Below are 21,294 nucleotides of genomic sequence, written 5' to 3'. Positions count from 1 at the left end.
GTACGTCACCCCGCTCGAAACGAGAGCCTTGCTCAGACAGGACCTCGCCCCGGCAGCGTAAACACCCGCTGTCCAGCTCGCGGGGGGAACTTCAGATCTGCTGCGTGCGGATCCTCTGGCCGTTGATGAGTTCTGAGTGCTGCTTCATGCCGGGACCTTACTGAAGGTGCGCCCGTGAGTGGGCCTTCTTGGCGTAGCTGGGCGGAAAGAGGCGTCCCGTCTTGCCTGACGGCTAGCCCTGGATGGAAATGAGTACCCCTAAGGGGCCTGTGACTTGCCGTGCTCCTGCAGGCGCAGGCGCGGTGACTGAGGGGCGCTGGTGGTCGTCGTTGTCACCCGCTGACGACCGACAGACGGCTCCGATACATGCCTCCGGCGTCATGCAAGCGCGTGCGCTGTCCGCTTGCTGTCTGTCGCAAGTCGAAATGAGGTCTTACCTCAGAGACATGCTTGAACTGTCCTACTGGGCCGCCACGGCCTGGGGAGGTCCAGTCTCAGGCGGCGCTTACCCGACCGCGCGTCGCACAAAAGGTCAAGTCAGCCACGGTGGCACAACGAAGGCTGCGTCTGATCCGTCGTACCAACTCCATTCCAATTGCCGCCCGAACCCTCCCTCAGGGGCACCAGAGGTGAGCAGCGGGCCACCCTCTGGCACGAGATCGATCACCCGACGTTTTCCTGACTGGACGACTTCGATCTTGAGGGTCCATGAGCACCGGATGCTCTCCGCCCGGCCAGTAATCAAAAATGATTGCGACTCCCCAGCGGAAAGCGATATGAAGTTTCCATCGAAGTATGGGCGACTACCCGACCGAGTAAGCCGCTCGATAGAGTCCTCGTAAGAGGCTTCCCATGCATCAGGGTATTCCTCGTCAAGGAGGAAATCTAGAATGACAGCACCCCCTGCACCCGCAGGAGGATATTGCACCCAAACTGCGTTGTAGGGGTCGCCAACATGCTCCTTCCCGACAGTGATTTTGGTAATTATGAGAGGTTGTTCCGTGCGATTTTCTACCAACAATTTCACTGTCGTTGATTTGAAATCGGCAGCTCCCCGCTGGCGCAGCATCCTGTACATGGGTAGGTAAGATCGTTCCCCCTCGCGTATGTGCTGCGGAAGCGTATCGTCTGTGGGCAACGCCATCTGCCAGGCCTTGGGGACAAGGACTTCCCCTGTTACGGATAGCGGAGCACCACGTTTCAACCAACGGCGAATGAAAACGCAAATTCCGACTACCGCTGCTGCGGCCAGCGTGCTGATTATTCCACTGATCATGACGATTTTCCTTGCAGTCTGGCTTGCCTGAGCCTCATTCCGTTTCTCCTGTTAGGGCTGTTCTGAACTCCGGACGTACGAGGGGTGTAGCTGCTCTCCTCCATACCCGAGTGCAGCGCCGATTCTCCCCTGCAGTCCCCACTGAGCCACCGAACTCGGTCCCGTCCATGGAAGACACAAAAGAGAATTCCGTAACGCTTAGATCCAATGAGTATGTTGATTCTGTTTCAATCAGCTGCTCAACCGGTACCCCGTAATGGAGTGCCAAGTGTGACTTGAGGAGGTTCCCGGACTCTTCTGGCGTGAGGGGTTGTTGGGGGCTTGGCGAGCGCTTTGTGATGCGACCGAAAACTGTTTGCACTAGAGCGCCGACGCCCACCGCTCCGATGCCTCCCGCGATATTCACTGAGACGTCAATTACGTATTCACCAAAGGAGCCTGATGCTCCCCAGTTTGTCTGGCTCTGCGAGCCTCGAACGCTATTCGGATGCGGAATTTCCAATTCACCGTCTAGGGTCGGAATCCGTTGCAGTTCATCCAAAATGTCTTCCCCGCTCGGACCCTGGTCGTCCAACTCCAGAGTCCAGACTTCGGTGGGGTAGTAAATTAGATGATCGGCTAGCCTAACGACTACTCTGGACTCCCAGACGTGCATGACAAATCCCTTGGTCGTCGTAAGCTTGAGGCGGGCACAATTAACTAGCGGTATTCTACGATGCGCCCCGAATTGTGGCTGGCGAATCTACATATGGTGCAAAAGTGTGGTTATGTCCGCAATTTGTTCGGTGTGGAATGGACCCCAGTCGGCGCTGCCGGCGCCAGGGGGTGGCCGTCGACTGGACTCCCGCAGGCCGCAACATGGTTAGTGTCGATAAGCAAAGGGTGTATGCCTCGGGCCCGCCTAGCACCTGGCCACTCCTTACTTACGTGCAACCCTGGCAGCAACCGAAGCTCGTGGAAGGAGGCGCCGTGCCGGAGGTCAGTCCGCGCGGAACCTATCTGCTCATTGCTGATGCGCTGCGGAAGGAGATCGAGCAGGGAGAGCTCAAGGGCAGCACCCTGCCGTCAGAGGCAGCCTTGATGAAGGCCCACGATGTCTCCCGCAACACCATCCGTCGCGCGCTTAAGACGCTTGAGTCCGAGAGGCTGATCACGTCCGTGCCGGGGGCCGGCTGGCGCGTGTCCCGGGCTCCCATTCCGCCGCTTGTCGAGCGCTTGATCGCAGTCATCACGGAGGACTCGCTCGCCGTCGGCGACAGGTACCCGTCAGAGGCGAACCTCTGCGAGCGCTTCGGGGTGTCACGGACGGCCGTACGTCACGCTCTTGCGCAGATGGGGGGCATCGGTCTGCTCGTCACTGTGCACGGCAAGGGGCGGACCGTGCGCGCCCTTCCGGAGACTCGAGAGGAGTCATAGCCTTGCCGTCCATGGGGCTTACTGAGTGGGCGTACTCGCTCTCTGAATCAATGCTGGCCGAACCGCTGCCGCGTCGCTGGGTGCACTCCCTCGGGGTCGCCAAGCGGGCACGTTCCCTCAGCCCGATCCTCGGTCGTAACGCCGAGCTGCTGGAAGCTGCCGCCGTGCTGCACGACGTCGGCTACTCCCCATCCATCGCCACCACCGGCTTCCATCCGCTCGACGGAGCCCGGTTTCTCCGAGATCAGGAGGGCGCCGACGAGCGGGTTGTCCGGCTCGTGGCGCATCACTCCTGTGCGCTCCTGGAGGCGGAGGAGCGGGGGTTGCGGCATGAGCTGGAGACCGAGTTCGAGCTGGAGCGGCCCGAGCTGGTTGATGCCCTCATCGTGTCGGACATGACCACCACCCCGGACGGCGGGCACACGACGCCGGCGGCCCGGCTGGAAGAGATCGTGCAGCGGTACGGGCCGGACACGATCGTTGGTCGCTTCATCCAGCGAGCGGCGCCGGAGATCTACGCCGCCACCGAGCGGGTGGAAGGCCGGATGGCCCTTGCCTCGCCCAATAGTCAGCCGATGTAGGGCTCCTTGCGGGACTCGTCCAGGGCGTGCTGAATCCGCAGGCGCATGGATGGGTGGATGTTGAGTTCAGCGAGGTCCGCCGGGTTCACCCAGCGGACCTCTTTGGACTCACTGCTCGTACGGAGGGCTCCGCCCACCGGGTGGGCCCGGAAGCAGATAGAGAACTGCTGCCGCACCTCGCCATCGGTGTACGCGAGCACGTGTTCCGGGTCGGTGTAGAGCCCGACAATGCCGTCCACCTCAACCTTGATGCCGGTCTCCTCGTCGACCTCACGCACGGCCGTGTCAGCGATGCGCTCACCGATGTCGTGACCACCTCCGGGCAATGCCCACAGGTTGTTGTCGGTCTTGTGAATGACCAGAAGCCTGCCCGCGTCATCGAGCACGGCGGCCGTGACTGAGGGCACCACTGAGTTGGCCGCGGGGGCGTTGGGGTCACGGAAGTAGTCGACTCGGCTCATGCGTCTGGAGCTCCTAGGTCGGTGGGCGAGGAGATGGGCCGCGCGGTTTCCCAGACTCGTTCAACGCTCTCTGCGTAGGCGTCGAACAGTTCACCTCCGGGGACCCGTTGGATGTGCAGCACCGGTGCCATGTACGCGCCCACCCCGTACAGGTGGCCGTTTGCGAGCATCTCGTCATCGGCTCGGTAGATCGAGTTGTAGAGCGTGGTGGAGTGGAGCCGAAACTCCACCCCGGGGAGCTGGAACAGCGAGGCATAGTTGACCAGCGCGTTGCGAATCTTGCTGCTCATCGCGCCCCCGATTCCCTCGTCCTTTCCGCGCACGGCGACGGCTGCAGACTCGGGATCCCCGAGCATGAACCGGATGCGGGTGCCGGCAGCTGACTTCTCCTTGACGATCTGGTGGAATGCCGCGTCCTCGGTGAGCCAGAAGCCCGAGTAGACGAGTACGTCAAAGTGTCGCGAGGCACGGGCGTAGAGCTGTGGCCAGAGGCGGTTCGGAACCACGGAGCGATGGGGGTAGAGCTTGATCAGCTCAGCATTCCCAGCTTCCGTGACCTGCGCCGACGTCCGCTCGTCTGGCCACAGGTAGGACATCTCGCACCGCAGTAGCGAGGCTGCCGCGTACTTGAAGCGGTGGTACGGCTGCCGCTTCGGCTCGTTGACCCAGCGTTCGACCGTCTTGGCCGACACGCCTAGCTGTTCCGCGACTTGATCGAGCGATAAGCCGCTCTTGGTGATCGCGCCGCGCAGCCGCTCATTCGCCATGTCGCGCTCTCCCCGCAGTGGGACGACTAGGGACGACTTCACCGTAGCCAAGTCGTGCACGAGCCGTACAGGTACGGAGTCCAACGTCTGGGCTTCGGCGACCAAGCTGAAGGCACATCAACGGAGTGGCGCGGCAGCCCCGAAGAGTGAACGGGCTTGACGCCGCGCATTCTTCTCCCCATGATGAGGAACAGGTACTACATGTACCTCTCCGGATTTCGGTCTGGTGAGAGGTGCTGCATGCGCAGAGGGCGGGGACGCTGCAATCCCGCTAAAGGCCAGGTAGGACGCAATGGGCTTCGGCCCGACTGGCGAGGTGGCCCGGCGACCGCGAGCAACGGCCGGCGAGTGGGGACGTGGTCCCCCTTGCAGTGCTTGATCCCGACCGACCGCGACAGAGAGGAGTCCTGATGAGTCGCCGAAGTATGCGGGCGGTACTCGTGCTGGACCGGCACGGACGGCCTGCCCCTCGCGTCATTGCCTGACCTGGCCTTGAGTGGCCGGTTGCCTCCCCCGCCCGTCCGACCTCACGGGGTCGTACGGGCGGGGTGGAGGGGAGCCGGAGCACCTTCTTCCTGCTTCACCCGCAGACGGCGCGCGGCCCCGGTGCTCGAACACCGGGGCCGCTGTTGTTGGGCCGTCCCACCGACAGGAGAAAACGACCCATGAAGACCATCGTTGCTGGTCGCGAGCCCGTTACCCGCACTGAGTTCATTGAACTGGCCCTGGGTATCGACCTGGAGCTGTTCACCGGCACCGCCACCGAGTCCCCGCTGGACCGGGCGGCCCGACTGGACGTCGCCAAGGAGGTTCTCGCGGAGCTCCGGGAGAGCAACCCCGAGACGGCCGCGTACGCCGCGAGCCTGCTGCGGACGCTGCCGCTGCAGCAGCCGCGCCCGTCCGGCCGGCGCCCGCGCCGCACGGTCCGCCGCCCGGCCAACGGCTGTACCGCCCGTACGGCGGTGGCGGCATGAGGACGCAGACGATGAACGGCCTGGCCGCCGCAGTCGCGGCCGGGGCGCTGCTCGTGGAGCGGTTCCCGGATCTGCCGGCCGCGGACGTGACCGTGTCCACGGTTTTCCCGAACCGGCTGGGCCTGTCCTTCCACGGCGACCTCGGAGAGACGAACTTCGAGGTCTGGCGGTCGGCGCTCGGCATCAGCTACGCGGCGGTGTCCAGGGAAGAGGAGATCGGCGGTCCCATGACGTGGCTGCGCGCTGAAACGGCCCTGGATGGTGTCACCGTCCAGCTGACCGGATACGGGCGGCAGCAGGCACCGGCCGCGCCGCTTGCTCCCTGGGAGGTGGCCACATGAGCGCCCCGAACGCCGGTCTGGGCGCGTGGTGGCTGCGGTACGGCGGCGCCCTGTTGATCGCGGCGTGCGTGCTGTCGTGGCTACTGCCCTTGCCGTCCTGGGGCCGGTCCGTGTGGAACATCCTGGTGTTCATCGCCTGCACTCACCTGCTGGCCGTGACCCACCACCGCCGCTCCCGCGGTGGGGACGGGGGCCGTGATGAGCCGTAAGCCGAGCATGGCCATGGAGCCCTCGCCCGGGCTGTGTTCACGGTCGGGGGTGGTGTCATGAACAGCGTTCAGATCCGTTCAGCAGAGCGCGCGTTGTCGGTCGGCACGTGGTTGATCGTGGGTGGGGCGATGCTCTTCTCCATCCTCACGGTGACGCCGCTGATGGAGCGGCACACGGTCGAGGGGTGGAAGTGGACCGCGCCGATTCTGCCGCTCGTGGTGGATGCTGCGGTCGTCATCGTGGTCCGGCTCGATGCCGTGCTGGCCCGTCTTGGTGGGCACGGCGGGCGGTGGCCGGTCGCGCTGCGGTGGATGACCGGGTGCATGACCCTGGCCCTGAACGTGGCCGAGTCCGCACTGAGGAAAGAGCTGGTCGGAGTGGCCGTGCATGCGGTCGCCCCGCTCCTGCTCATCGTCACTGCGGAGACTGGTCTCGCCTACCGCCAGGCCATCACCGCCGCCCTGACCGCGCAGGAAGCCCGACAGAAGGCCGAGCAGGCCGAGCGCGAGCAAGTCGCCCTGGAGCGCCGTGAGGCGGCCGAGCGGCGGGCCCGTGAGGAGCGCGAGCACGCCGCCCAGTTGGTGCGTGAGCAGCGTGAGCATGAAGCGCTGCTGGCCCGTGAACAGACCGCCCGGGAGCAGGCGGCACGGGCGGAGGAGCGCGAGCGGGCCGAGGCCCGGGAGCGTGCCGAGCGAGAGATCCGTGAACGCCGTGAACGCGAGCGTGAACAGCAGCAGGCAGAGCGTGAACGCCTCGAACGAGAGGCCGCCGGGCGCCGTGCCGCTGAGCGTCGTGAGCGCGAGCAGCGTGAACACCGTGAACAGGCCGAGCGGCAGGAGCGGGCCGAGCGTGAACGGGCCGCACTGCTGGCGGTCGGCCCCGCGATGGAGAAGCAGTCCGAGGAGCAGGCACGGGCAACCGTGCGTGCCGCGTTCGAAGCGGGGCTGGCGGTGAGGGCCGCGGCTGAGCTGACCGGCTGGTCCGTCGGCTGGATCTCCACCCGCTACCAGGAACTGCGCGACCCCGCCCCGAACAGGGCGCTTGAAAGCGCGAGCCAGTGAGCACGCTGCCGGTCTACCGGTGGCGCCTGGCCCCTGCCGGCTACGCCACCCGTCGCCAGCTCCGCGCCTGCGGGCTGCGGCCCGGCGGTCAGGACGTCGCCGCCGTGCTGGAACGCCCACGGAAGCGCCGGGGCCCTCTGGTCGCCTACCTCTACCGCGTCGACCGGGCCAAGCCGGTCCGGCCGATGACGCCGGCCAAGCGGGCCGCACTCGCGAAGGCGAACGCGGCCCGGCAGGTCTGCCCGAACTGCCGGCGGGATGCCGGGTATCGCATCCCGTCCTCGCTCGGCATGTGCGTGCCCTGCCACGACACCCCGCCCACGCCTTGAACACTCACTGGGAGATCCGACATGCCCGAGGAACTGCCCGAGTACCACTTCGTCATCACCGCGCAGAAGCCCCTGCCGGGCGGTGGCCACGCGATGGCCACCTGGTCCGCCTACCTCACGCCCCGGCCCGGACAGAGGCGGCACGAGGTGTACGCGGAGATCCGGGACGCGTTCGAGAAGCGCTACCCGGACCTGGAGCGGGCCTGCGTCACGTTCTTCTCGCTCGAACTGAACACGCTCTGACCTCGTACGACTGGCTGCGCGGTGACCCGGACGCCTGCTTGGACGGCCGTGTCCGGGCCACCGCCTCCTCCGCAAAGGGAGTGCACTCAGCATGACGGAAGTCAGCACAGAACCGGTAGCAGCCCCCGCTGCTGCCCCGCTCACAACACCCCCTCCCACCAACCCGGCACCCACCACCCCCGATCAGTCCACCGGCAAGAAGGTGGAGCACACCGCGGGCGGGTGGCCGGTGGTGCCGCTGGCTGTGACCGGGGCGAACTCCACGATCGGGGTGGTCGCTGCGTCCGCGCTGGCCGCCGGGCCGGTCGGTGCCGCGGTGGCTGCCGCCGGGGCTGCTGTGGTCGCCACCACGGCCGCGGTACGCCGCCGCAGCAAGGCCCGCGCTGCCCGTCACAAGGTGGGCAAGCCCCGGTCCGGCACCCTCCGGAAGGCCACGGGAGCCCGCACAGGCGGTACTACGCGGGGTCTTCCAGCGCAGGGCCGCAGCACCGCCTCCCGCTCCACCGGAGCTACGTCACGGACCGGCTCCGGCACCAAGCCCGGTTCAGGCAAGGGCCGTTCCGCTGGCGGTCCGTCCGCTCCCGGCGCGAGCAGGGCTGGTTCCGGGCTGGGCCGGGGCGCCGCCGGTGCGGGTCGGGGCAAGCTCGGGAAGTCGGTGGGCCGCGGGTCTGGTGGCCGGGTTTCGCAGGTCAAAGGCCTGCGGGATACGGCCCGGAAGCAGGCCCCGTCTCGTCACACGGCCCGCACAGGCACGAACCAGGCTCGCCGTTCGGTAGCCGATGCCCGCCGCGCCGCACGCGCCGGCAGCACCACCGGCCCCGGCAAGGCCCGGTCCGGGCTGATCGGCCGGGCCGGTAAGGCTGCGGCGGGCAAGGCCCGTTCCGTCCGTGACGCCGTGATCGGCAAGGGCCGCACCGCACAGGACAGGCGGGCCGCCGCCCGGCTGGAGTCCAGCCGGGACCGCGTCCGCAAGGCCGGTGTCCGCAAGGCAGCACGGGCCGCGCTGCGCAGGTCAGCGGTCCGGAAGCAGGGCCGTCGGTTGATGGCCGCGTTGCTGGCCGCGCCGCTGGGTGTGCTCGGGATGCTGAGCACACCGCTGGGCCGGAAGCTCGGCTGGGCCTGGCTGCAGCAGCCCGGCCGCCGCCTGTACCGGCACATGATGCGCTCCGCCGAGGAACGCAAAGCCGCCCGCGACGCCGCGATACGCGAGCGTCTGGCCGCCGAGGAGAAGGCCCTCGATGACGCCGCTGCGGGCGGCATCCCGATCGGCGACACCGTTCAGCGCCCGTTCCACCTGCTCCCCGCCACGAACACCACGCCTGTGGAGGTTGTCAGCATGTCCGGTTTCAAGTTCGAAGAGGCCGCGGCCGAGATGGAGAACGCGGCCCGCACCTACGAGCCCGAGAACAGCATGGAGATCCTCTCCATGGTCGAGAACCTCCCCGACGCCCTGACCTCGGTGGCGAACACCTTCCGCATCCTCGCCGAGCGCTCCGACTCCGAATTCCCGCTGGAGAAGGACATCGCCGGGGCCTTTGACGAGATCTACGGCGCTCTGATGCGGGCGGTCGACGCGTCCGGCGACCTGGGTGAGCTGTTCCGCAACGTTCACGAGCACGACATCGCCCGTCACGAGGACCCCCGCAACGGTCCCGAGGCCGAGAAGGGCTGGAACGTCTGACATGACCACCAACACCACCACCAAGAACCATGAGGGTGGTCCGGTGTGGGACTGGGCTGCTGGTCACGGACCCGTGACCGGCGCCCTGTCCGCCACCACCGGAGCCTTCGCCCTCGCCACCACCGGAGCCGCCACCGGCATGCCGCCCGGCTGGGCGCTGGCCGTCGGCGCCACCGGCGCGATCGGCCACACCATCAGCTCCCTGCGCGACCGCCTCTCCGCCCGCACGATCGGCATGCGGTCGGCTTCCTGGCTGGTCGGCGCCGGATGGACCACCTGGGCCATGACATCCGGGCCCCTGACCTGGGCTGCACTCGGCTCCCTCGCCGCGATCGGTGTCGGGATCGGCACCACCGCGCACTCCACCCTCATCCACGAAGAAGCCCGCGAACTGGAGGCGTTGGAGGCGGCCGAACGACAGGTGGCCGCTGAGCTGTCGGCCGGGCGTCGGGCGATCGCTGCCGAGTGGGTGGACCGTGTGCAGCGGGTCTGTGGGATCACGCTCAGGGTGCTGGCGGTGGAGATGTGGCCGACCGGTACCGGCTTCACCATCGACGCCGAACTCCCCGCGGGCGGGACCACGTACGGGCGGATCGCGCAGGAAGCGGCCAAGCTCAGCGCCGATGCCCGTCTCCCGCACGGCTGCACCGCCACCGCCGGCCCCGGTATCGACCAGGGCCGCGTCCTCATCGACGTCACCACGAAGAACGTCCTTGAGCAGGAAGTGTTCTACCCCTCCGACTACAGCCGCCTGTCCATCCACACCGGCATCCCGTGGGGCCTGCGCACCAACGCCGATGAGATCCGCGCCTACCTGCGTGAGCAGTGCGCGCTGGTCGTCGGTCCGACCGGGTCGGGCAAGACGAACATGGTCCACACGATCCTCGCCGGGTTCGCCCGCACCGAGGACGCGCTCACCTGCGTCATCGACCTGAACGCCGGATCGGCCGGCCTGCCCTGGGTCCGCCCCGCCTTCGACGCCAACGGCAACCCGCTGGACGGGGCCCGGCCCGGCATCGACTGGCTGGCCGCCTCCCACGAAGAGGCGCTGGTCATGCTGAACGCCCTGGTAAGGATCGCGAAGCACCGCAAGACCGCCTACCAGGACCTCATGTCACAGGCCAACACGGACCTCCTGCCGATCAGCCCGCAGATCCCGCAGATCATGCTGGTCGTGGATGAGGGTGCGGAGATCCTGTCCAGCAACGACCGCGAGCTGAAGAAGCTCGCGGCCCTCATCCTCGAAGTGATCCGGATCGCCCGCGCCATGGGCATCCGCACCGTCCTCACCGCCCTCGGTGCCACCAGCAGCGTTCTCGGCAACCTCATGCTCCGGCGGGAAGCGAAGATCCGCGTCGCGCTGACCGGCGGGGAGAAGGAAGGCATGGACCTGGGCAAGCAGTTCCCCGGCTCCCGCGGACTGCGCCCCGAGCAAGCCCCCTACAAGGGCGCCGGGTTCATGGGCACCCCCGAGAGCGAGCCCGGGCTGTTCAAGTCGTGGCGGATCCTGCCCAACCAGATCCGCGACATCGTCACCGCGACCGCCGGCATCCACCCCACCCTCGACGGCCCGTCCGCCAAGGCCGCCGGACCCGCGTATGCCGCCCGGTGGAACCCGGACCGCACCCAGTGGATGCGCGACCACACCACCCCGAGTTCCGCCGGACGGTCCGCTGAGTCGGCCGCAGGCGGGAGCGGGCTGAACCTCTCCGCACTCCGCGACCAGCAGCCCGCCCCGGTCGCCGACGAGGACGCCACGGTCCGGGCGTTCATGGAACAGATCGACGCCCAGTTCGCGACCGCCCCGGAGCCCGGCAGCACGCCGGAACCGACCGCCGCACCGGGGCTGAACCTCTCCGCGCTGCGCCCGGAGAACAACGCCGCCCGCCAGGCAGCGCTCCAGATCCTGATCGCTGCCGGCCCCGACGGCACCGGGGCCTCCGCGATCTCCCGCGCACTGGCCGACGGGCACGGCACCACCCGGCAGACGGTCGCCGGATGGCTCAAGGAATGGGCCGAGACCGGCGAAGCCGTACGCGTCGGAGAGGGCACCAAAACCCGCTACGTCCACCGCCGCTACACCTGACCGCATCCCTTGCTTGTCGCCTGTCGCCCCACCGGCCCGAGAACCCCTCCACACGGGTCTGTGCGGGTCGAAAACGGCTTGTGACCTGCAAGGCGACAAGCGACAAGACAAGACAAGCGACAAGGCACACGACAAGCCGGACGACAAGCGACACGACAAGCCAGCACGGGCGACACCCCACACCAACGGGTGCCGCCCGTGCTGCTGAAGGAGACCCGTCGTGCATGACACCGCGTACCAGATCACCGCCTCCACACCCACCTATCCGACCCCCGTCCCGGCCGGGTACCCGAACTATCTCCCCGTGCCCGAGGGGCCCGTGATGCTGCCGTCGGAGATCCCGCCCGGGGTGCAGATGGTCACCCTGCCCGGCGGTATCCGCACCCTCGCCTACACCCCGGCCCAGGCCCCGCAGGCGCCGCCGGTTCCGGTCGCGCAGCCGATCCCGGCATGGGCCAAGACCACCGCACTCCTCACCCCGACCATCGGCGGGGGCATCGCCGCCGCCGGTATCGGGATCTCCTACGCAGCCCCGGGACTGATCGCCATGAGTGAAGCCCTCTGGGCCGCCGTCGCCCTCATCGCCGCCGCAGCCATCGGCGTCCCCGTCCTGCTCCGGCTCGGCCGCGCCGCCACCGGTGCCGGCCGGGGCAGCACGCACATCACGCAGAACATCACCGCGTCCGGCATGTTCGGCCGCGCCAACGGCACCATCAACCACCACTAACCCCGGGGGATGTGCCGTGCCGCTCCTGGACTGGCGGGACGCCCGCCACTTCGACGCCACCCGGAACCTGCCGTGCGTGCTCTGCGGCAAACCCACCCCCATGCGCTCCCACGACCGAGAACCGGTCCACAAGGTGTGCGCCGAAGCCTGGCGCGAACAGCGCCCCGACTCCAACCGCTTCCATAGCTGACCGGCAACGTTCGTGTCGGCTACGGAAGTTCTTGATCGAGATGCTGCGGGAAGTCGCTGTCCGCGAGGTGAGTCGCAACGAGCAGGTCACGCCAGTCGATCCGTTCAAGGCTCGCGGTTTCCCTCATCTGGCGGACATCCCCGCGCGCATCAATCACCACCGCAGCCATCAAGCGCTCTTGACCCACGCCCATCATCCCGTCCGGGCCCAGCTTCCAGACCATGAGACGCAGAGAGCTTTCGACTTCCTCGGCAACTTTCGCGTCGGGAAAGTCTCGGCGTATCCGCCTCTGTAACCGCTCGGTGATCTCAATCATCAGCTTCCCCCTCACCAGAAACGGACAGGGCGGCCGTCTCTCGCCAAAGTCACGGCCGCCCTCGTCCAGCACTCGACCAGAGAACTGGAGACATTCAGCATGCCCCATCCCGCCCCATCTGCGCCGCTGTCCGCAGCCTTACAAGCCGCCGAACAGGGCTGGCACGTCTTCCCGCTCCGGCCCGCCGACAAGCGGCCCGCACTCCACGGTGTGCACGTCTGCACCCTGCTCGGGGACTGCGCGGGTGGTCACCGTAAGTGGGAGGACCGCGCCACCATCGACCCGGCCCGTATCCGCCGGGCATGGGCCGACCGGCCGTTCAACGTCGGGATCGCCACCGGACCGTCCGGGCTGGTCGTCGTCGACCTCGACATGCCCAAGCCCAACAGCAGTAAGGGCACGCCTTCCGGCGTGACGACCTTCGAAGCGCTCTGCGAGCGCACCGGGCATCCCGTCCCCGCCACCTACCGGACCCGGACCGCGAGCGGCGGACACCACCTCTATTTCACCGCCCCGCCCGGGACACGGCTCGGCAACACCGCGGGCACCCTCGCTCCGTTGGTGGACACCCGTGCGTGGGGCGGCTACGTCGTCGCCGCGGGCAGCACCACCACAACCGGCCCGTACGAGGTGACCGACCCCGCCCCCGTCGCACCCCTGCCGGCATGGCTGCTGAGCCTGCTCCGACCGGCCCGGCCCACACCGGTCGTGGCGCTGGTCGCCCCGGTCGTGAGCGGCAGCCGGGCGGGCAGGGCCGCGCTGGAGCGGGAGTGCAACCGGGTCGTCGCGGCGCCGGAGAAGCAGGGCAACAACACGCTCAACCGGTCCGCGTTCAAGGTGGGGCGCTTCGTCGCGTGGGGCGACCTGGCCCGGCACGAGGTTGAAGCAGCCTTCCAAGGGGCGGGGGAGGCCCGGGGACTCACCGCTGCCGAGTGCCGCGCCACGATCCGCAGCGCCCTGGACAGCTCCATCCGCACCGCCCGGCCCCGGGAAACGGCATGAGCACCCCACCCCGCCCCCGCTTGGAAGGCCATCCACCCACGCCCCGGCTCAGCATCGCCGAACCGGCCCCGGCCCCTTCCGGCGGTGGTGCGGCGAAGGGCGTCGCCGAAGGCGTCCCCATTGCTGTTCGCCCTGACCAGCAGACCGGAGACGGCCGCTACCCCATCGCCTGGCTCTCCATCAGCGCACCCCGCGGCGCGATCCCCACCGCGACCAGCGTCTGTGAGTGCGGCCGGAACCTCTTCGCTGCCGGCCACCGCAAGGCCCAGGCCCTGATCGCCGACCACACCGACCACAAAACCCGCTGCCCGCTCCGCACCCACCAGGAAGGCGCCGCCGTATGAATGCGACACCACCCGCACCGTCCCTCGACGGCGCCACCGTGCTCAACGATGTGGAGGCATTCCACCGCAGGTTCAACGTCTTCCCCACCGAGGCCGCCTACGTCGCCGTCACCCTGTGGGACGCTCACGCACACCTGGTGGAGTGCTTCGAGACCACACCCCGGATCGCGTTCCTCTCGCCCGAACCGGGGTCGGGGAAGTCCCGAGCGCTGGAGATCGTGGAACTCCTCACCCCCCGCCCGGTCAGCACCGTCTCGGCATCCGCGAACGCCTTGTACCGGCTGGTCGACTCCGCCGCCGGACTGCCCACCGTGCTCTTCGACGAGGTGGACACCATCTTCGGCCCAAAGGCCGGCGCGGACGAAGCGCTACGCGGCTTTCTGAACGCCGGGTACCGACGCATCGGCGGCGCCCTGCGGTGCGTGGGAGAGGGCTCCAACCAGAACGCGCAGGTATTCGGCTCATACTGCGCAGTCGCCATGGCTGGGCTCGGCTCGCTGCCGGACACGGTGCTGACCCGCTCCATCATCGTCCGCATGCGCAAGCGCGCCCCGAACGAGAAGGTGGAGCCCTACCGGCAGCGCATCCACGAGAAGCAGGGCCACGAACTGCGCAACCAGCTCGCTGCGTGGGCCGACACCGTCCGCGACCAAGTCGCGGACGCGTGGCCCGAGATGCCCGAGGGAGTCACCGACCGGCCGGCCGACGTATGGGAACCACTGCTCGCCGTTGCCGATGCCGCCGGGGGCGACTGGCCCACCCGCGCCCGTGCGGCCTGCTTGGAGCTGATCAACGCCGCGCACGACAACGACGAAGCGTCCCTCGGGGTCCGGCTGCTCACCGATCTGCGGGACCGGGTCTTCTGCGGCGCGGACCGCATGCCCACCGCCGTCATCCTCGAATGCCTCCTGTCCATGGACGACGGCCCGTGGGGGGACCTGGACGACAAGCCGATCAGCTCCCGAACTCTCGCCCGGCTGCTCGCCCAGTACGTCACCCCCGCCAACAAGCCCATCAAGCCGCGCGGCATCCGCACCCCGTCCGGCTTCCCCAAGGGCTACTACGCGGAAGACCTCACAGACGCGTGGACCCGGTACTGCCCTCCGCCCCCGGAGGAATCCGCCACGTCCGCCACATCCGCCACACCGCAGGTCAGCGGGGGTGAATCCGTGGCGGATACCGCCACAGCCATCCGCCACATGTCTGCGGAAACCGCCACACCGCTCTTCCCGGTCGCGGGCTGAGACCCAGCGCCACCAGGTGCCGCCATGCCACGGGTGTGGCGGCACCTATCCGCCACAGAATCGCTATCCGCCACAAACGTAGGCATCTGACCTGCGATGTGGCGGCGTGGCGGACGTGGCGGATCCACCGAGGACAAGAGGCATGGCCAAGGAGGCACGCCCAATGCCCAGCAAGACCGGAACCCCCAAGATGCTCACCCTCCCCGAAGTCTGCGAAGAGCTGCACGTCTCGCGATCCACCTTCTACGACTGGCGCCAGAAGGGCCGCGCCCCCCGCTGCATCAAGCTCCCGAACGGCGACCTGCGCGTACGGCGGAGCGACTTGGACAACTGGCTCGACGACCACGAGGACGCTGCTTGATGGAAACGACGTACAACGTCAAGGTCTGGAAGACCGCGACGTACAAGGGCGCGCGCGGCACCACGCACACTGTGCGGTGGACCCTCGACGGCAACGAGCAGCGAGCCCCGTTCGCGACTCGAGCGCTCGCGGACGCCTTCCGCTCCGAGCTGGTCAGCGCGACCCGGCGCGGTGAGGCGTTCAGCCTCAGCACCGGGCGGCCCGTGTCCCATCAGTCGGGTGCTACTGCGGTGAACTGGTACGACTTCGCCGTTCAGTTCACCGACCTCCAATGGGACCGGACGGCCGGCAACAGCCGGAAGAACACGGCGAAGGCGCTGACGGCAACCACCATCGCTCTGCTGAGAATGCCGGCGACAGGCTTTCGGCCCGTCGACGTGCGCACGGCGCTCCGTGAGTTCGCCTTCAACACCAAGCGGCGCGAGGAGGCGCCCCCGGAGGTGTCAGCCATCCTCAGATGGGTGGAACGGAACTCACTGTCCATGGCGGCCTGGGAGGACCCGGCCAAGGTGGACGGAGTTCTGCGGGCGTTCGACATGCGGCTGGATGGAACACGAGCCGCCGCCAGTTCCGTCAAGCGCAATCGGCGCGTCCTCAACGTCGCCATGGAGCACGCGGTGAAGCGTAAGGTCCTGCGATCGAATCCCCTCCCGAAGGGCAGGGGGACCGCGCCGAAGACATCGTCTGCGGTGGACAAGCGGGCATTGCTGAATACCGTCCAGGCGGCCCGGCTGCTGGGGTGTGTACGCAGTCGTACCCGCGGCGGCCCCCGACTGCATGCGTTCTTCGCGCTGCTCTACTACGCCGGTCCGCGCCCCGAGGAGGCGGTCGCGATGCGTGTGAGGGACGTGCGGTTGCCTGCCCCCGAGGCCGTAGACCAGTGGTGCGAGCTGCTCTTCCACACAGCTCAGCCGGAGGTCGGCAAGAACTGGACCGACACCGGGGCCGTCCACGAGGAGCGGGGATTGAAGGGGCGAGCCGCGGACGACACCCGCGGCGTCCCCGGGCATCCGTCGCTCACGAGGATTCTCCGCGAGCACATCAAGGCAGAGGAACTGAAGCCGGGCGACCTGCTGTTCCAGGGGGAGAAGGGCGAGCTGCTCGCGGGCTCTGTCATTCGCCGGGCCTGGCGATCCGCTCGTGTGAAGGTCCTCACCCCTGATGAGTTCGCCTCGCCCTTGGGCAAGCGGGTGTACGACCTGCGGCACACGAGGTTGACCAAGTGGCTCAACGACGGCATTCCGCCGGCACAGGTCGCGGAATGGGCAGGGAACAGCGTGCCGATCCTGCTCGCCATCTACGCCCGCTGCGTGTCCGGTCAGCTTTCCGAGCTCAAGAAGCGGATGGAAGCGGGGGAGGACCTCCCCGAGCTCCCTGACGTGGGCTGACGGGGGCGCGGAGAACTTCTCCGTGCATTCTCCGTGGCCACCCGTAGAAACCCGGTGACAGCCGGACAGCGCCGGACCGCCCTCACAGCCTCCCGAGGCCGGTCCGGCGCTTACGCGCCCTCTACGGGCCACTGTCTAGTGTGCGTCTGACCAGCGAAAAGGCCCTCCGGGGTGGAGGGCCTCGTAGTGGTGCGCGATGTGCGCCCCCGGCAGGACTCGAACCTGCGGCCAAGCGCTTAGAAGGCGCCTGCTCTATCCACTGAGCTACGGGGGCCGGGTGTGGGCCGCGGCGGCCTGGAGTCCTGGGACCCGGGCGGTCCGTGACCTTGCCGGGACAAGGATAGGGCTCCGATTGGCTCGGCCCGGTTGCTTCACCTGCGTGGCACGATGTGGAGGTTCAGTGAAGCGAGACGATAATCGCAGGTGGGTGCGATTCATGCACCGCTTTTGACGCCTCACGCCCCGGGTGTTGTGCACTCGTTATGCCTGCGCCCCACTCGTCCCCTCTGTCCGGACGGGGGAACCGGCGCGCAGAGGGGGCTATACGCTTCAAAAAGGCGCCAAAATTGGGCATTCTTCGCATGTGGTGACCTTGGACGTACGGCCTCAGCTCATCGACGCACTTTCCGCCCTGCGCGACCGTGTCGCTGCCGTGCGTCTTCCACTCCCGCTCCCAGGAGCTCCACGCGCCCGGCAGACCAGGATCGAACTGCTCGCCCAGCTCGACGACTACCTGCTGCCTCGCCTCAAGGACCCCGAGGCACCCCTGCTCGCGGTCATCGGCGGATCCACCGGCGCGGGCAAGTCGACCCTCGTCAACTCCCTCGTCGGACGCCGCGTCAGCGAGGCCGGGGTGCTGCGGCCGACCACGCGCACGCCGGTGCTCGTCTGCCATCCGGATGATCATCACTGGTTCGCCGACATCCGGGTACTGCCCCAGCTCACCCGGGTCTGGCTGCCGCCCGAGGAGTCCGCCGACCCCGGCCAGTGCGACGACCTCGACGGACACGACGGGAACGCGGCCGAGGAAGGGACCGCCCTGCGCGTCGAAACCGCCGCCGGGCTGCCGCGCGGCCTCGCCCTGCTGGACGCCCCCGACATCGACTCGCTCGTCGTACGCAACCGGGTCCTGGCCGCCGAACTCATCTGCGCGGCGGACGTCTGGGTCATGGTGACCACCGCCTCCCGCTACGCCGACGCCGTCCCGTGGCATCTGCTGCGTACGGCCAAGGAGTACGACGCCTCCCTCGTCACCGTCCTCGACCGGGTACCCCACCAGGTGATCGCCGAGGTGTCGCGGCAGTACGGCGCGCTGCTCACCAAGGCCGGGCTCGGCGAGGTGCCGCGCTTCACCATCCCCGAGCTGCCCGAATCGGCAGGCGGCGGCAGCGGACTGCTCCCCACCACCGCCGTCGCCCCGCTGCGCGCCTGGCTCACCCACCGCGCGCAGGACCCGGCGGCCCGTCAGCAGGCGGTCGGCCGGACGGCGGCCGGGGTCATCGACTCCCTCGACGTCCGGATGCCGGCCCTGGCCGGAGCAGTCGCCGCGCAGTACGCGGCCGCCGTACGGCTGACCGGTGTGGTGGAGGACGCGTACCGCAAGGAGGGCGCACGCGTCCGGCGACGGCTCCAGAACGGCGGGGCGCTCGCCGGGGACGCCCGGACCCGGTGGCGCGGTTATCCGCTCTACAGCACCTCGGAGGAGGTGCTCGACGCACTCGTGGAGTCCCTCGCCGCACTGCTGGAATGCGCGGTTGCCGCCGCCGACGAAACGATCCGCGCGACCTGGCGGCGGGAACCCGCGGCCGGGCTGTTCGCCTTCGAGGCGGCAGGCCGGGAAGCCGGTGGCTGGGGCCCGGCCGAGGACATCCGCGGCCGGATCGCCATGACCGTACGGAGGTGGCGCCGGGTCCTGGAGGAACTGGCCGAGGAAGAGGTGCGCCTGATGGAACGCAACACCGCACCCGACACCGAAACCGTCGCCGCGCTCCTCGCCGCCGCCCTCCTCGGCGGACGACGGGCCCGTACCGCCGGAGAACAACTGGCCGAACGCATCGGCGCCCAGGGCGCCCTGCGCCTGCGCGACAAGGGCGGCGCGCTGCTCACCACCTATCTCGACCAGGTACTCGGCGGCGAACGTGACCGCCGGCTCGCCCCGCTGGACGCCCTCGACGTGGCCCCCGAACCGCAGGCCGAACTGATCGCCGCGCTGTCCGTACTGCAGAAGGAGAGGTGGCAGCGATGACTGCCGTCACTGACGAAGGTCCGGGACAGAGCCGGGGACAGGTACCCGGACGCGGTCCGGACGGTTCCGGCCCCGGCGAACACCCCGGCGAACACCCCGGCGAACACCCCGGCGAACACCCCGGCGAACACCCCGGCCACGACGATGGCAGGCAGCCCGGGGGCTGGGACGACGGACTGATCGCCCGCCGGGCGGCCGCCGCCACCGACGAGACCACGGCCGACGAGGCCCGTGATGCAGCCCAGGACGACGACGTACGGCCGCAGGTCGAGGCGTACGTGCCCTCCGGAAGCCCGCTCAGCCCCCGCCTGGACGCGCTGCGCGAACTCGTCGGCCTCTCCAGGGCCCGGCTGGAGCGGACCGACCTCGCCGAGGCGGGGCGGGTCCTCGACGAGGCAGCGGCCCGGCAGCGGCTCTCCTCCCGCCACACCGTCGTCGCCATCGCCGGAGCGAGCGGCAGCGGCAAATCGACCCTCTTCAACTCCCTCGCGGGTGCCCAGATCTCCGAGAGCGGACTGCGCAGGCCCACCACCGCCGCGCCCCTCGCCTGCTCCTGGACGGACGGTGCAGCGGGTCTGCTGGACCGGCTCGCGATCCCCGGACGGCTCAGGCGCAGGCCGCAGGCCGGCGGCACGGCGGCCGACGAGGCGCTCCAGGGACTCGTCCTGGTCGACCTGCCCGACCACGACTCGGCGGCGCGAGGACATCGCGACCAGGTGGACCGGGTGCTGGCGCTCGTCGACGCGGTGATCTGGGTGGTCGACCCGGAGAAGTACGCCGACGCGGCCCTGCACGAGCGCTATCTGCGGCCGCTCGCCGGACACGCGGAGGTCACCTTCGTGGTCCTCAACCAGATCGACCGGCTGCCCGGCGAGGCCGCCGACCAGGTCCTGGACGACCTGCGCAGGCTCCTCGACGAGGACGGTATGGCCCTGGGCGAACACGGCGAACCCGGCGCCACTGTCCTGTCCCTGTCCGCCCTCACCGGCGACGGGGTGGGCGAGCTGCGCGAACTGCTCGGCCGGTTCGTCCAGGACCGTACGGCGGCCACTCGCCGGCTCTCCGCGGATGTGGACGCGGCGGCGGCGAGGCTCCGCCCGGCGTACGTCGCCGAGGGGCGGCCGGGCCTGGAGGAGCGGGCCCGGGAGGAGTTCGCCGACCGGCTCGCGGAGGCCGTCGGCGCCGCCGCCGCCGGACAGGCCGCCGAACGCGAATGGCGCCGCAACGCCGGACGGGCGTGCGGGACACCGTGGCTGCGGCTGTGGCGCTGGTACGAGTCCACCCGGCAGCCCGGCGGCCTGGACCGCGGCGCATTCGCCGCGCCGCCCGAGGAGCAGCTCACCGCTCGCCAACGGGTCGAACAAGCGGTGCGCACGGTGGCCGACGACGCCGCCGACGGGCTGCCCGGGCCGTGGGCGCAGGCGGTGCGGGAGGCCGCGGTGCACGGGGCGCAGGGGCTGCCCGAGGCGCTCGACGAACTGGCCGGGCGGGCCGCCGGGACGGAGGACCGGGGTGCGGATGCCGCCAGCGGCACGGCCGGTGCGGCGGCCGGTGCCCGGGGCGGTACGGACCCGGAGCACGGCGGGCGCGGAAGTGCGAGGCCGCCGCGGCCGGCCTGGTGGCCCGCGGCCGTACTGGCCCAGGTGGCCATGACGTTGCTGCAGATCTTCGGCGGTCTGTGGCTGGCCGGCCAGATCATCGGCGTACTGCAGCCGGGTCTGCTGACGCCCGCTCTGGTGATGCTGGCGGGCATTATCGGCGGCCCGTTGGTGGAGTGGTCGTGCGTGGCGGCCGCTCGGGGGCCGGCGCGGCGGTACGGCCAGGAGGCCGAGCGAAGGCTGCGCGAGGCGGCGGCGGCCTGCGGGCGGGCCCGGGTGCTCGATCCGGTGTCGGCGGAGCTGGTGCGCTACCGGGAGGTGCGCGAGCGGTTCGTGGCGGTGACGGAGTTTTCCACAACGGGCCGTTAGTCCACAGGCTTCAGCAGGAATTCCGCCTCCCCTTCAGCATGGGATCAGTGACCGGACGCAGGAGCGCGGTCACCGATATCCGGA

Annotated in this window: 23 protein-coding genes and 1 tRNA gene; 19 read left to right on the top strand and 5 right to left on the bottom strand. The window is 69.1% G+C overall.

The window, feature by feature from the left end; genetic code table 11:
* Positions 1-532 precede the first annotated feature (532 nt).
* Complete coding sequence (locus ACIBJG_RS32965; RefSeq protein ID WP_399313177.1) at positions 533-1,276, bottom strand: hypothetical protein; 744 nt, start codon at positions 1,274-1,276, stop codon at positions 533-535.
* A gap of 969 nt (positions 1,277-2,245) precedes the next feature.
* Here ACIBJG_RS32965 and ACIBJG_RS32960 point away from each other — a divergent pair.
* Together ACIBJG_RS32960 and ACIBJG_RS32955 are read left to right on the top strand one after the other, a co-directional pair.
* On the top strand, positions 2,246-2,692 hold the full coding sequence (locus tag ACIBJG_RS32960; RefSeq protein ID WP_399313175.1) for a GntR family transcriptional regulator: 447 nt from the start codon (positions 2,246-2,248) through the stop codon (positions 2,690-2,692).
* An 11-nt stretch (positions 2,693-2,703) separates the two neighbouring features.
* Entirely contained in the window at positions 2,704-3,273 is a 570-nt protein-coding gene (locus ACIBJG_RS32955; RefSeq protein ID WP_399313173.1) for an HD domain-containing protein, read from the top strand.
* On the opposite strand, the gene ACIBJG_RS32950 is transcribed toward ACIBJG_RS32955, so the two are convergent.
* Both ACIBJG_RS32950 and ACIBJG_RS32945 read right to left on the bottom strand, forming a co-directional pair.
* Positions 3,261-3,734 carry an NUDIX domain-containing protein gene (locus ACIBJG_RS32950; protein WP_399313171.1) on the bottom strand — a complete coding sequence of 158 codons (474 nt, stop codon included), beginning with the start codon at positions 3,732-3,734 and terminating at the stop codon, positions 3,261-3,263. The two genes, ACIBJG_RS32955 and ACIBJG_RS32950, sit on opposite strands and share 13 nt — an antisense overlap.
* Complete coding sequence (locus ACIBJG_RS32945) at positions 3,731-4,501, bottom strand: helix-turn-helix domain-containing protein (RefSeq protein WP_399313169.1); 771 nt, start codon at positions 4,499-4,501, stop codon at positions 3,731-3,733. Before ACIBJG_RS32945 ends, ACIBJG_RS32950 begins: the two co-directional genes overlap by 4 nt.
* A gap of 665 nt (positions 4,502-5,166) precedes the next feature.
* On the opposite strand from ACIBJG_RS32945, the gene ACIBJG_RS32940 reads away from it, so the two are divergent.
* The 10 genes from ACIBJG_RS32940 to ACIBJG_RS32895 all read left to right on the top strand — a co-directional run bounded on the left by ACIBJG_RS32940 (position 5,167) and on the right by ACIBJG_RS32895 (position 12,343).
* Positions 5,167-5,475, top strand: coding sequence for a hypothetical protein (locus tag ACIBJG_RS32940; protein WP_399313167.1), 309 nt, complete (start codon positions 5,167-5,169; stop codon positions 5,473-5,475).
* Positions 5,472-5,816 carry a hypothetical protein gene (locus tag ACIBJG_RS32935; protein WP_399313165.1) on the top strand — a complete coding sequence of 115 codons (345 nt, stop codon included), beginning with the start codon at positions 5,472-5,474 and terminating at the stop codon, positions 5,814-5,816. Before ACIBJG_RS32940 ends, ACIBJG_RS32935 begins: the two co-directional genes overlap by 4 nt.
* Complete coding sequence (locus tag ACIBJG_RS32930) at positions 5,813-6,025, top strand: hypothetical protein (protein WP_399313164.1); 213 nt, start codon at positions 5,813-5,815, stop codon at positions 6,023-6,025. Before ACIBJG_RS32935 ends, ACIBJG_RS32930 begins: the two co-directional genes overlap by 4 nt.
* A 57-nt stretch (positions 6,026-6,082) precedes the next feature.
* Positions 6,083-7,087: a DUF2637 domain-containing protein gene (locus tag ACIBJG_RS32925; RefSeq protein ID WP_399313163.1), complete on the top strand. Its 1,005-nt coding sequence runs from the start codon at positions 6,083-6,085 to the stop codon at positions 7,085-7,087.
* Positions 7,084-7,416: an RRQRL motif-containing zinc-binding protein gene (locus ACIBJG_RS32920; RefSeq protein WP_399313161.1), complete on the top strand. Its 333-nt coding sequence runs from the start codon at positions 7,084-7,086 to the stop codon at positions 7,414-7,416. The genes ACIBJG_RS32925 and ACIBJG_RS32920 overlap by 4 nt, the downstream gene beginning before the upstream one ends.
* Before the next feature lie 21 nt (positions 7,417-7,437).
* Positions 7,438-7,659 carry a hypothetical protein gene (locus ACIBJG_RS32915; RefSeq protein WP_399313159.1) on the top strand — a complete coding sequence of 74 codons (222 nt, stop codon included), beginning with the start codon at positions 7,438-7,440 and terminating at the stop codon, positions 7,657-7,659.
* 91 nt (positions 7,660-7,750) lie between these two features.
* On the top strand, positions 7,751-9,340 hold the full coding sequence (locus ACIBJG_RS32910) for a hypothetical protein (RefSeq protein ID WP_399313157.1): 1,590 nt from the start codon (positions 7,751-7,753) through the stop codon (positions 9,338-9,340).
* Between the two features lies 1 nt (position 9,341).
* A complete protein-coding gene (locus ACIBJG_RS32905) occupies positions 9,342-11,426 on the top strand; it encodes a hypothetical protein (RefSeq protein ID WP_399313156.1) in 2,085 nt (694 codons plus the stop codon).
* A 220-nt stretch (positions 11,427-11,646) separates the two neighbouring features.
* Positions 11,647-12,153 carry a hypothetical protein gene (locus ACIBJG_RS32900; protein WP_399313154.1) on the top strand — a complete coding sequence of 169 codons (507 nt, stop codon included), beginning with the start codon at positions 11,647-11,649 and terminating at the stop codon, positions 12,151-12,153.
* 16 nt (positions 12,154-12,169) lie between these two features.
* On the top strand, positions 12,170-12,343 hold the full coding sequence (locus ACIBJG_RS32895; protein ID WP_399313153.1) for a hypothetical protein: 174 nt from the start codon (positions 12,170-12,172) through the stop codon (positions 12,341-12,343).
* 19 nt (positions 12,344-12,362) lie between these two features.
* Here ACIBJG_RS32895 and ACIBJG_RS32890 read toward each other — a convergent pair whose 3' ends face one another.
* Complete coding sequence (locus tag ACIBJG_RS32890; protein WP_399313152.1) at positions 12,363-12,659, bottom strand: hypothetical protein; 297 nt, start codon at positions 12,657-12,659, stop codon at positions 12,363-12,365.
* A gap of 99 nt (positions 12,660-12,758) precedes the next feature.
* Between ACIBJG_RS32890 and ACIBJG_RS32885 the strand changes: the two genes are divergently transcribed.
* From ACIBJG_RS32885 to ACIBJG_RS32865, 5 genes are all read left to right on the top strand, one after another.
* On the top strand, positions 12,759-13,661 hold the full coding sequence (locus tag ACIBJG_RS32885; RefSeq protein ID WP_399313150.1) for a bifunctional DNA primase/polymerase: 903 nt from the start codon (positions 12,759-12,761) through the stop codon (positions 13,659-13,661).
* Positions 13,658-14,005 carry a hypothetical protein gene (locus tag ACIBJG_RS32880; RefSeq protein WP_399313149.1) on the top strand — a complete coding sequence of 116 codons (348 nt, stop codon included), beginning with the start codon at positions 13,658-13,660 and terminating at the stop codon, positions 14,003-14,005. Before ACIBJG_RS32885 ends, ACIBJG_RS32880 begins: the two co-directional genes overlap by 4 nt.
* A complete protein-coding gene (locus tag ACIBJG_RS32875) occupies positions 14,002-15,249 on the top strand; it encodes a DUF3631 domain-containing protein (RefSeq protein WP_399313147.1) in 1,248 nt (415 codons plus the stop codon). Before ACIBJG_RS32880 ends, ACIBJG_RS32875 begins: the two co-directional genes overlap by 4 nt.
* 163 nt (positions 15,250-15,412) lie before the next feature.
* Positions 15,413-15,610, top strand: coding sequence for a helix-turn-helix transcriptional regulator (locus ACIBJG_RS32870; RefSeq protein WP_399313145.1), 198 nt, complete (start codon positions 15,413-15,415; stop codon positions 15,608-15,610).
* Positions 15,610-16,998: a tyrosine-type recombinase/integrase gene (locus tag ACIBJG_RS32865; protein ID WP_399313143.1), complete on the top strand. Its 1,389-nt coding sequence runs from the start codon at positions 15,610-15,612 to the stop codon at positions 16,996-16,998. Before ACIBJG_RS32870 ends, ACIBJG_RS32865 begins: the two co-directional genes overlap by 1 nt.
* Before the next feature lie 201 nt (positions 16,999-17,199).
* Here the strand turns inward: ACIBJG_RS32865 and ACIBJG_RS32860 are convergent.
* A tRNA-Arg gene (locus ACIBJG_RS32860) sits at positions 17,200-17,272 on the bottom strand.
* Positions 17,273-17,590: 318 nt separating this feature from the next.
* Between ACIBJG_RS32860 and ACIBJG_RS32855 the strand changes: the two genes are divergently transcribed.
* Positions 17,591-19,243, top strand: coding sequence for a dynamin family protein (locus ACIBJG_RS32855; RefSeq protein ID WP_399313183.1), 1,653 nt, complete (start codon positions 17,591-17,593; stop codon positions 19,241-19,243).
* Positions 19,240-21,210 (top strand): GTP-binding protein, encoded by a 1,971-nt coding sequence (locus ACIBJG_RS32850; RefSeq protein ID WP_399313141.1) that lies wholly within the window; start codon positions 19,240-19,242, stop codon positions 21,208-21,210. Before ACIBJG_RS32855 ends, ACIBJG_RS32850 begins: the two co-directional genes overlap by 4 nt.
* Positions 21,211-21,294 lie beyond the last annotated feature (84 nt).

The sequence above is a fragment of the Streptomyces sp. NPDC050422 genome (genome assembly GCF_044458665.1).
GTDB lineage: Bacteria > Actinomycetota > Actinomycetes > Streptomycetales > Streptomycetaceae > Streptomyces.
The sequence above is the reverse complement of the archived record's forward strand: the minus strand, read 5'-3'. Positions and strand labels throughout refer to the sequence as shown.

Coding starts and splice junctions, on each gene's coding strand:
- ACIBJG_RS32965 (WP_399313177.1), bottom strand. CDS start 1,276: ATGATCAGTGGAATAATCAGCACGCTGGCCGCAGCAGCGGTAGTCGGA.
- ACIBJG_RS32955 (WP_399313173.1), top strand. CDS start 2,704: ATGGGGCTTACTGAGTGGGCGTACTCGCTCTCTGAATCAATGCTGGCC.
- ACIBJG_RS32950 (WP_399313171.1), bottom strand. CDS start 3,734: ATGAGCCGAGTCGACTACTTCCGTGACCCCAACGCCCCCGCGGCCAAC.
- ACIBJG_RS32945 (WP_399313169.1), bottom strand. CDS start 4,501: ATGGCGAATGAGCGGCTGCGCGGCGCGATCACCAAGAGCGGCTTATCG.
- ACIBJG_RS32940 (WP_399313167.1), top strand. CDS start 5,167: ATGAAGACCATCGTTGCTGGTCGCGAGCCCGTTACCCGCACTGAGTTC.
- ACIBJG_RS32935 (WP_399313165.1), top strand. CDS start 5,472: ATGAGGACGCAGACGATGAACGGCCTGGCCGCCGCAGTCGCGGCCGGG.
- ACIBJG_RS32930 (WP_399313164.1), top strand. CDS start 5,813: ATGAGCGCCCCGAACGCCGGTCTGGGCGCGTGGTGGCTGCGGTACGGC.
- ACIBJG_RS32925 (WP_399313163.1), top strand. CDS start 6,083: ATGAACAGCGTTCAGATCCGTTCAGCAGAGCGCGCGTTGTCGGTCGGC.
- ACIBJG_RS32915 (WP_399313159.1), top strand. CDS start 7,438: ATGCCCGAGGAACTGCCCGAGTACCACTTCGTCATCACCGCGCAGAAG.
- ACIBJG_RS32910 (WP_399313157.1), top strand. CDS start 7,751: ATGACGGAAGTCAGCACAGAACCGGTAGCAGCCCCCGCTGCTGCCCCG.
- ACIBJG_RS32905 (WP_399313156.1), top strand. CDS start 9,342: ATGACCACCAACACCACCACCAAGAACCATGAGGGTGGTCCGGTGTGG.
- ACIBJG_RS32890 (WP_399313152.1), bottom strand. CDS start 12,659: ATGATTGAGATCACCGAGCGGTTACAGAGGCGGATACGCCGAGACTTT.
- ACIBJG_RS32885 (WP_399313150.1), top strand. CDS start 12,759: ATGCCCCATCCCGCCCCATCTGCGCCGCTGTCCGCAGCCTTACAAGCC.
- ACIBJG_RS32880 (WP_399313149.1), top strand. CDS start 13,658: ATGAGCACCCCACCCCGCCCCCGCTTGGAAGGCCATCCACCCACGCCC.
- ACIBJG_RS32875 (WP_399313147.1), top strand. CDS start 14,002: ATGAATGCGACACCACCCGCACCGTCCCTCGACGGCGCCACCGTGCTC.
- ACIBJG_RS32870 (WP_399313145.1), top strand. CDS start 15,413: ATGCCCAGCAAGACCGGAACCCCCAAGATGCTCACCCTCCCCGAAGTC.
- ACIBJG_RS32865 (WP_399313143.1), top strand. CDS start 15,610: ATGGAAACGACGTACAACGTCAAGGTCTGGAAGACCGCGACGTACAAG.
- ACIBJG_RS32850 (WP_399313141.1), top strand. CDS start 19,240: ATGACTGCCGTCACTGACGAAGGTCCGGGACAGAGCCGGGGACAGGTA.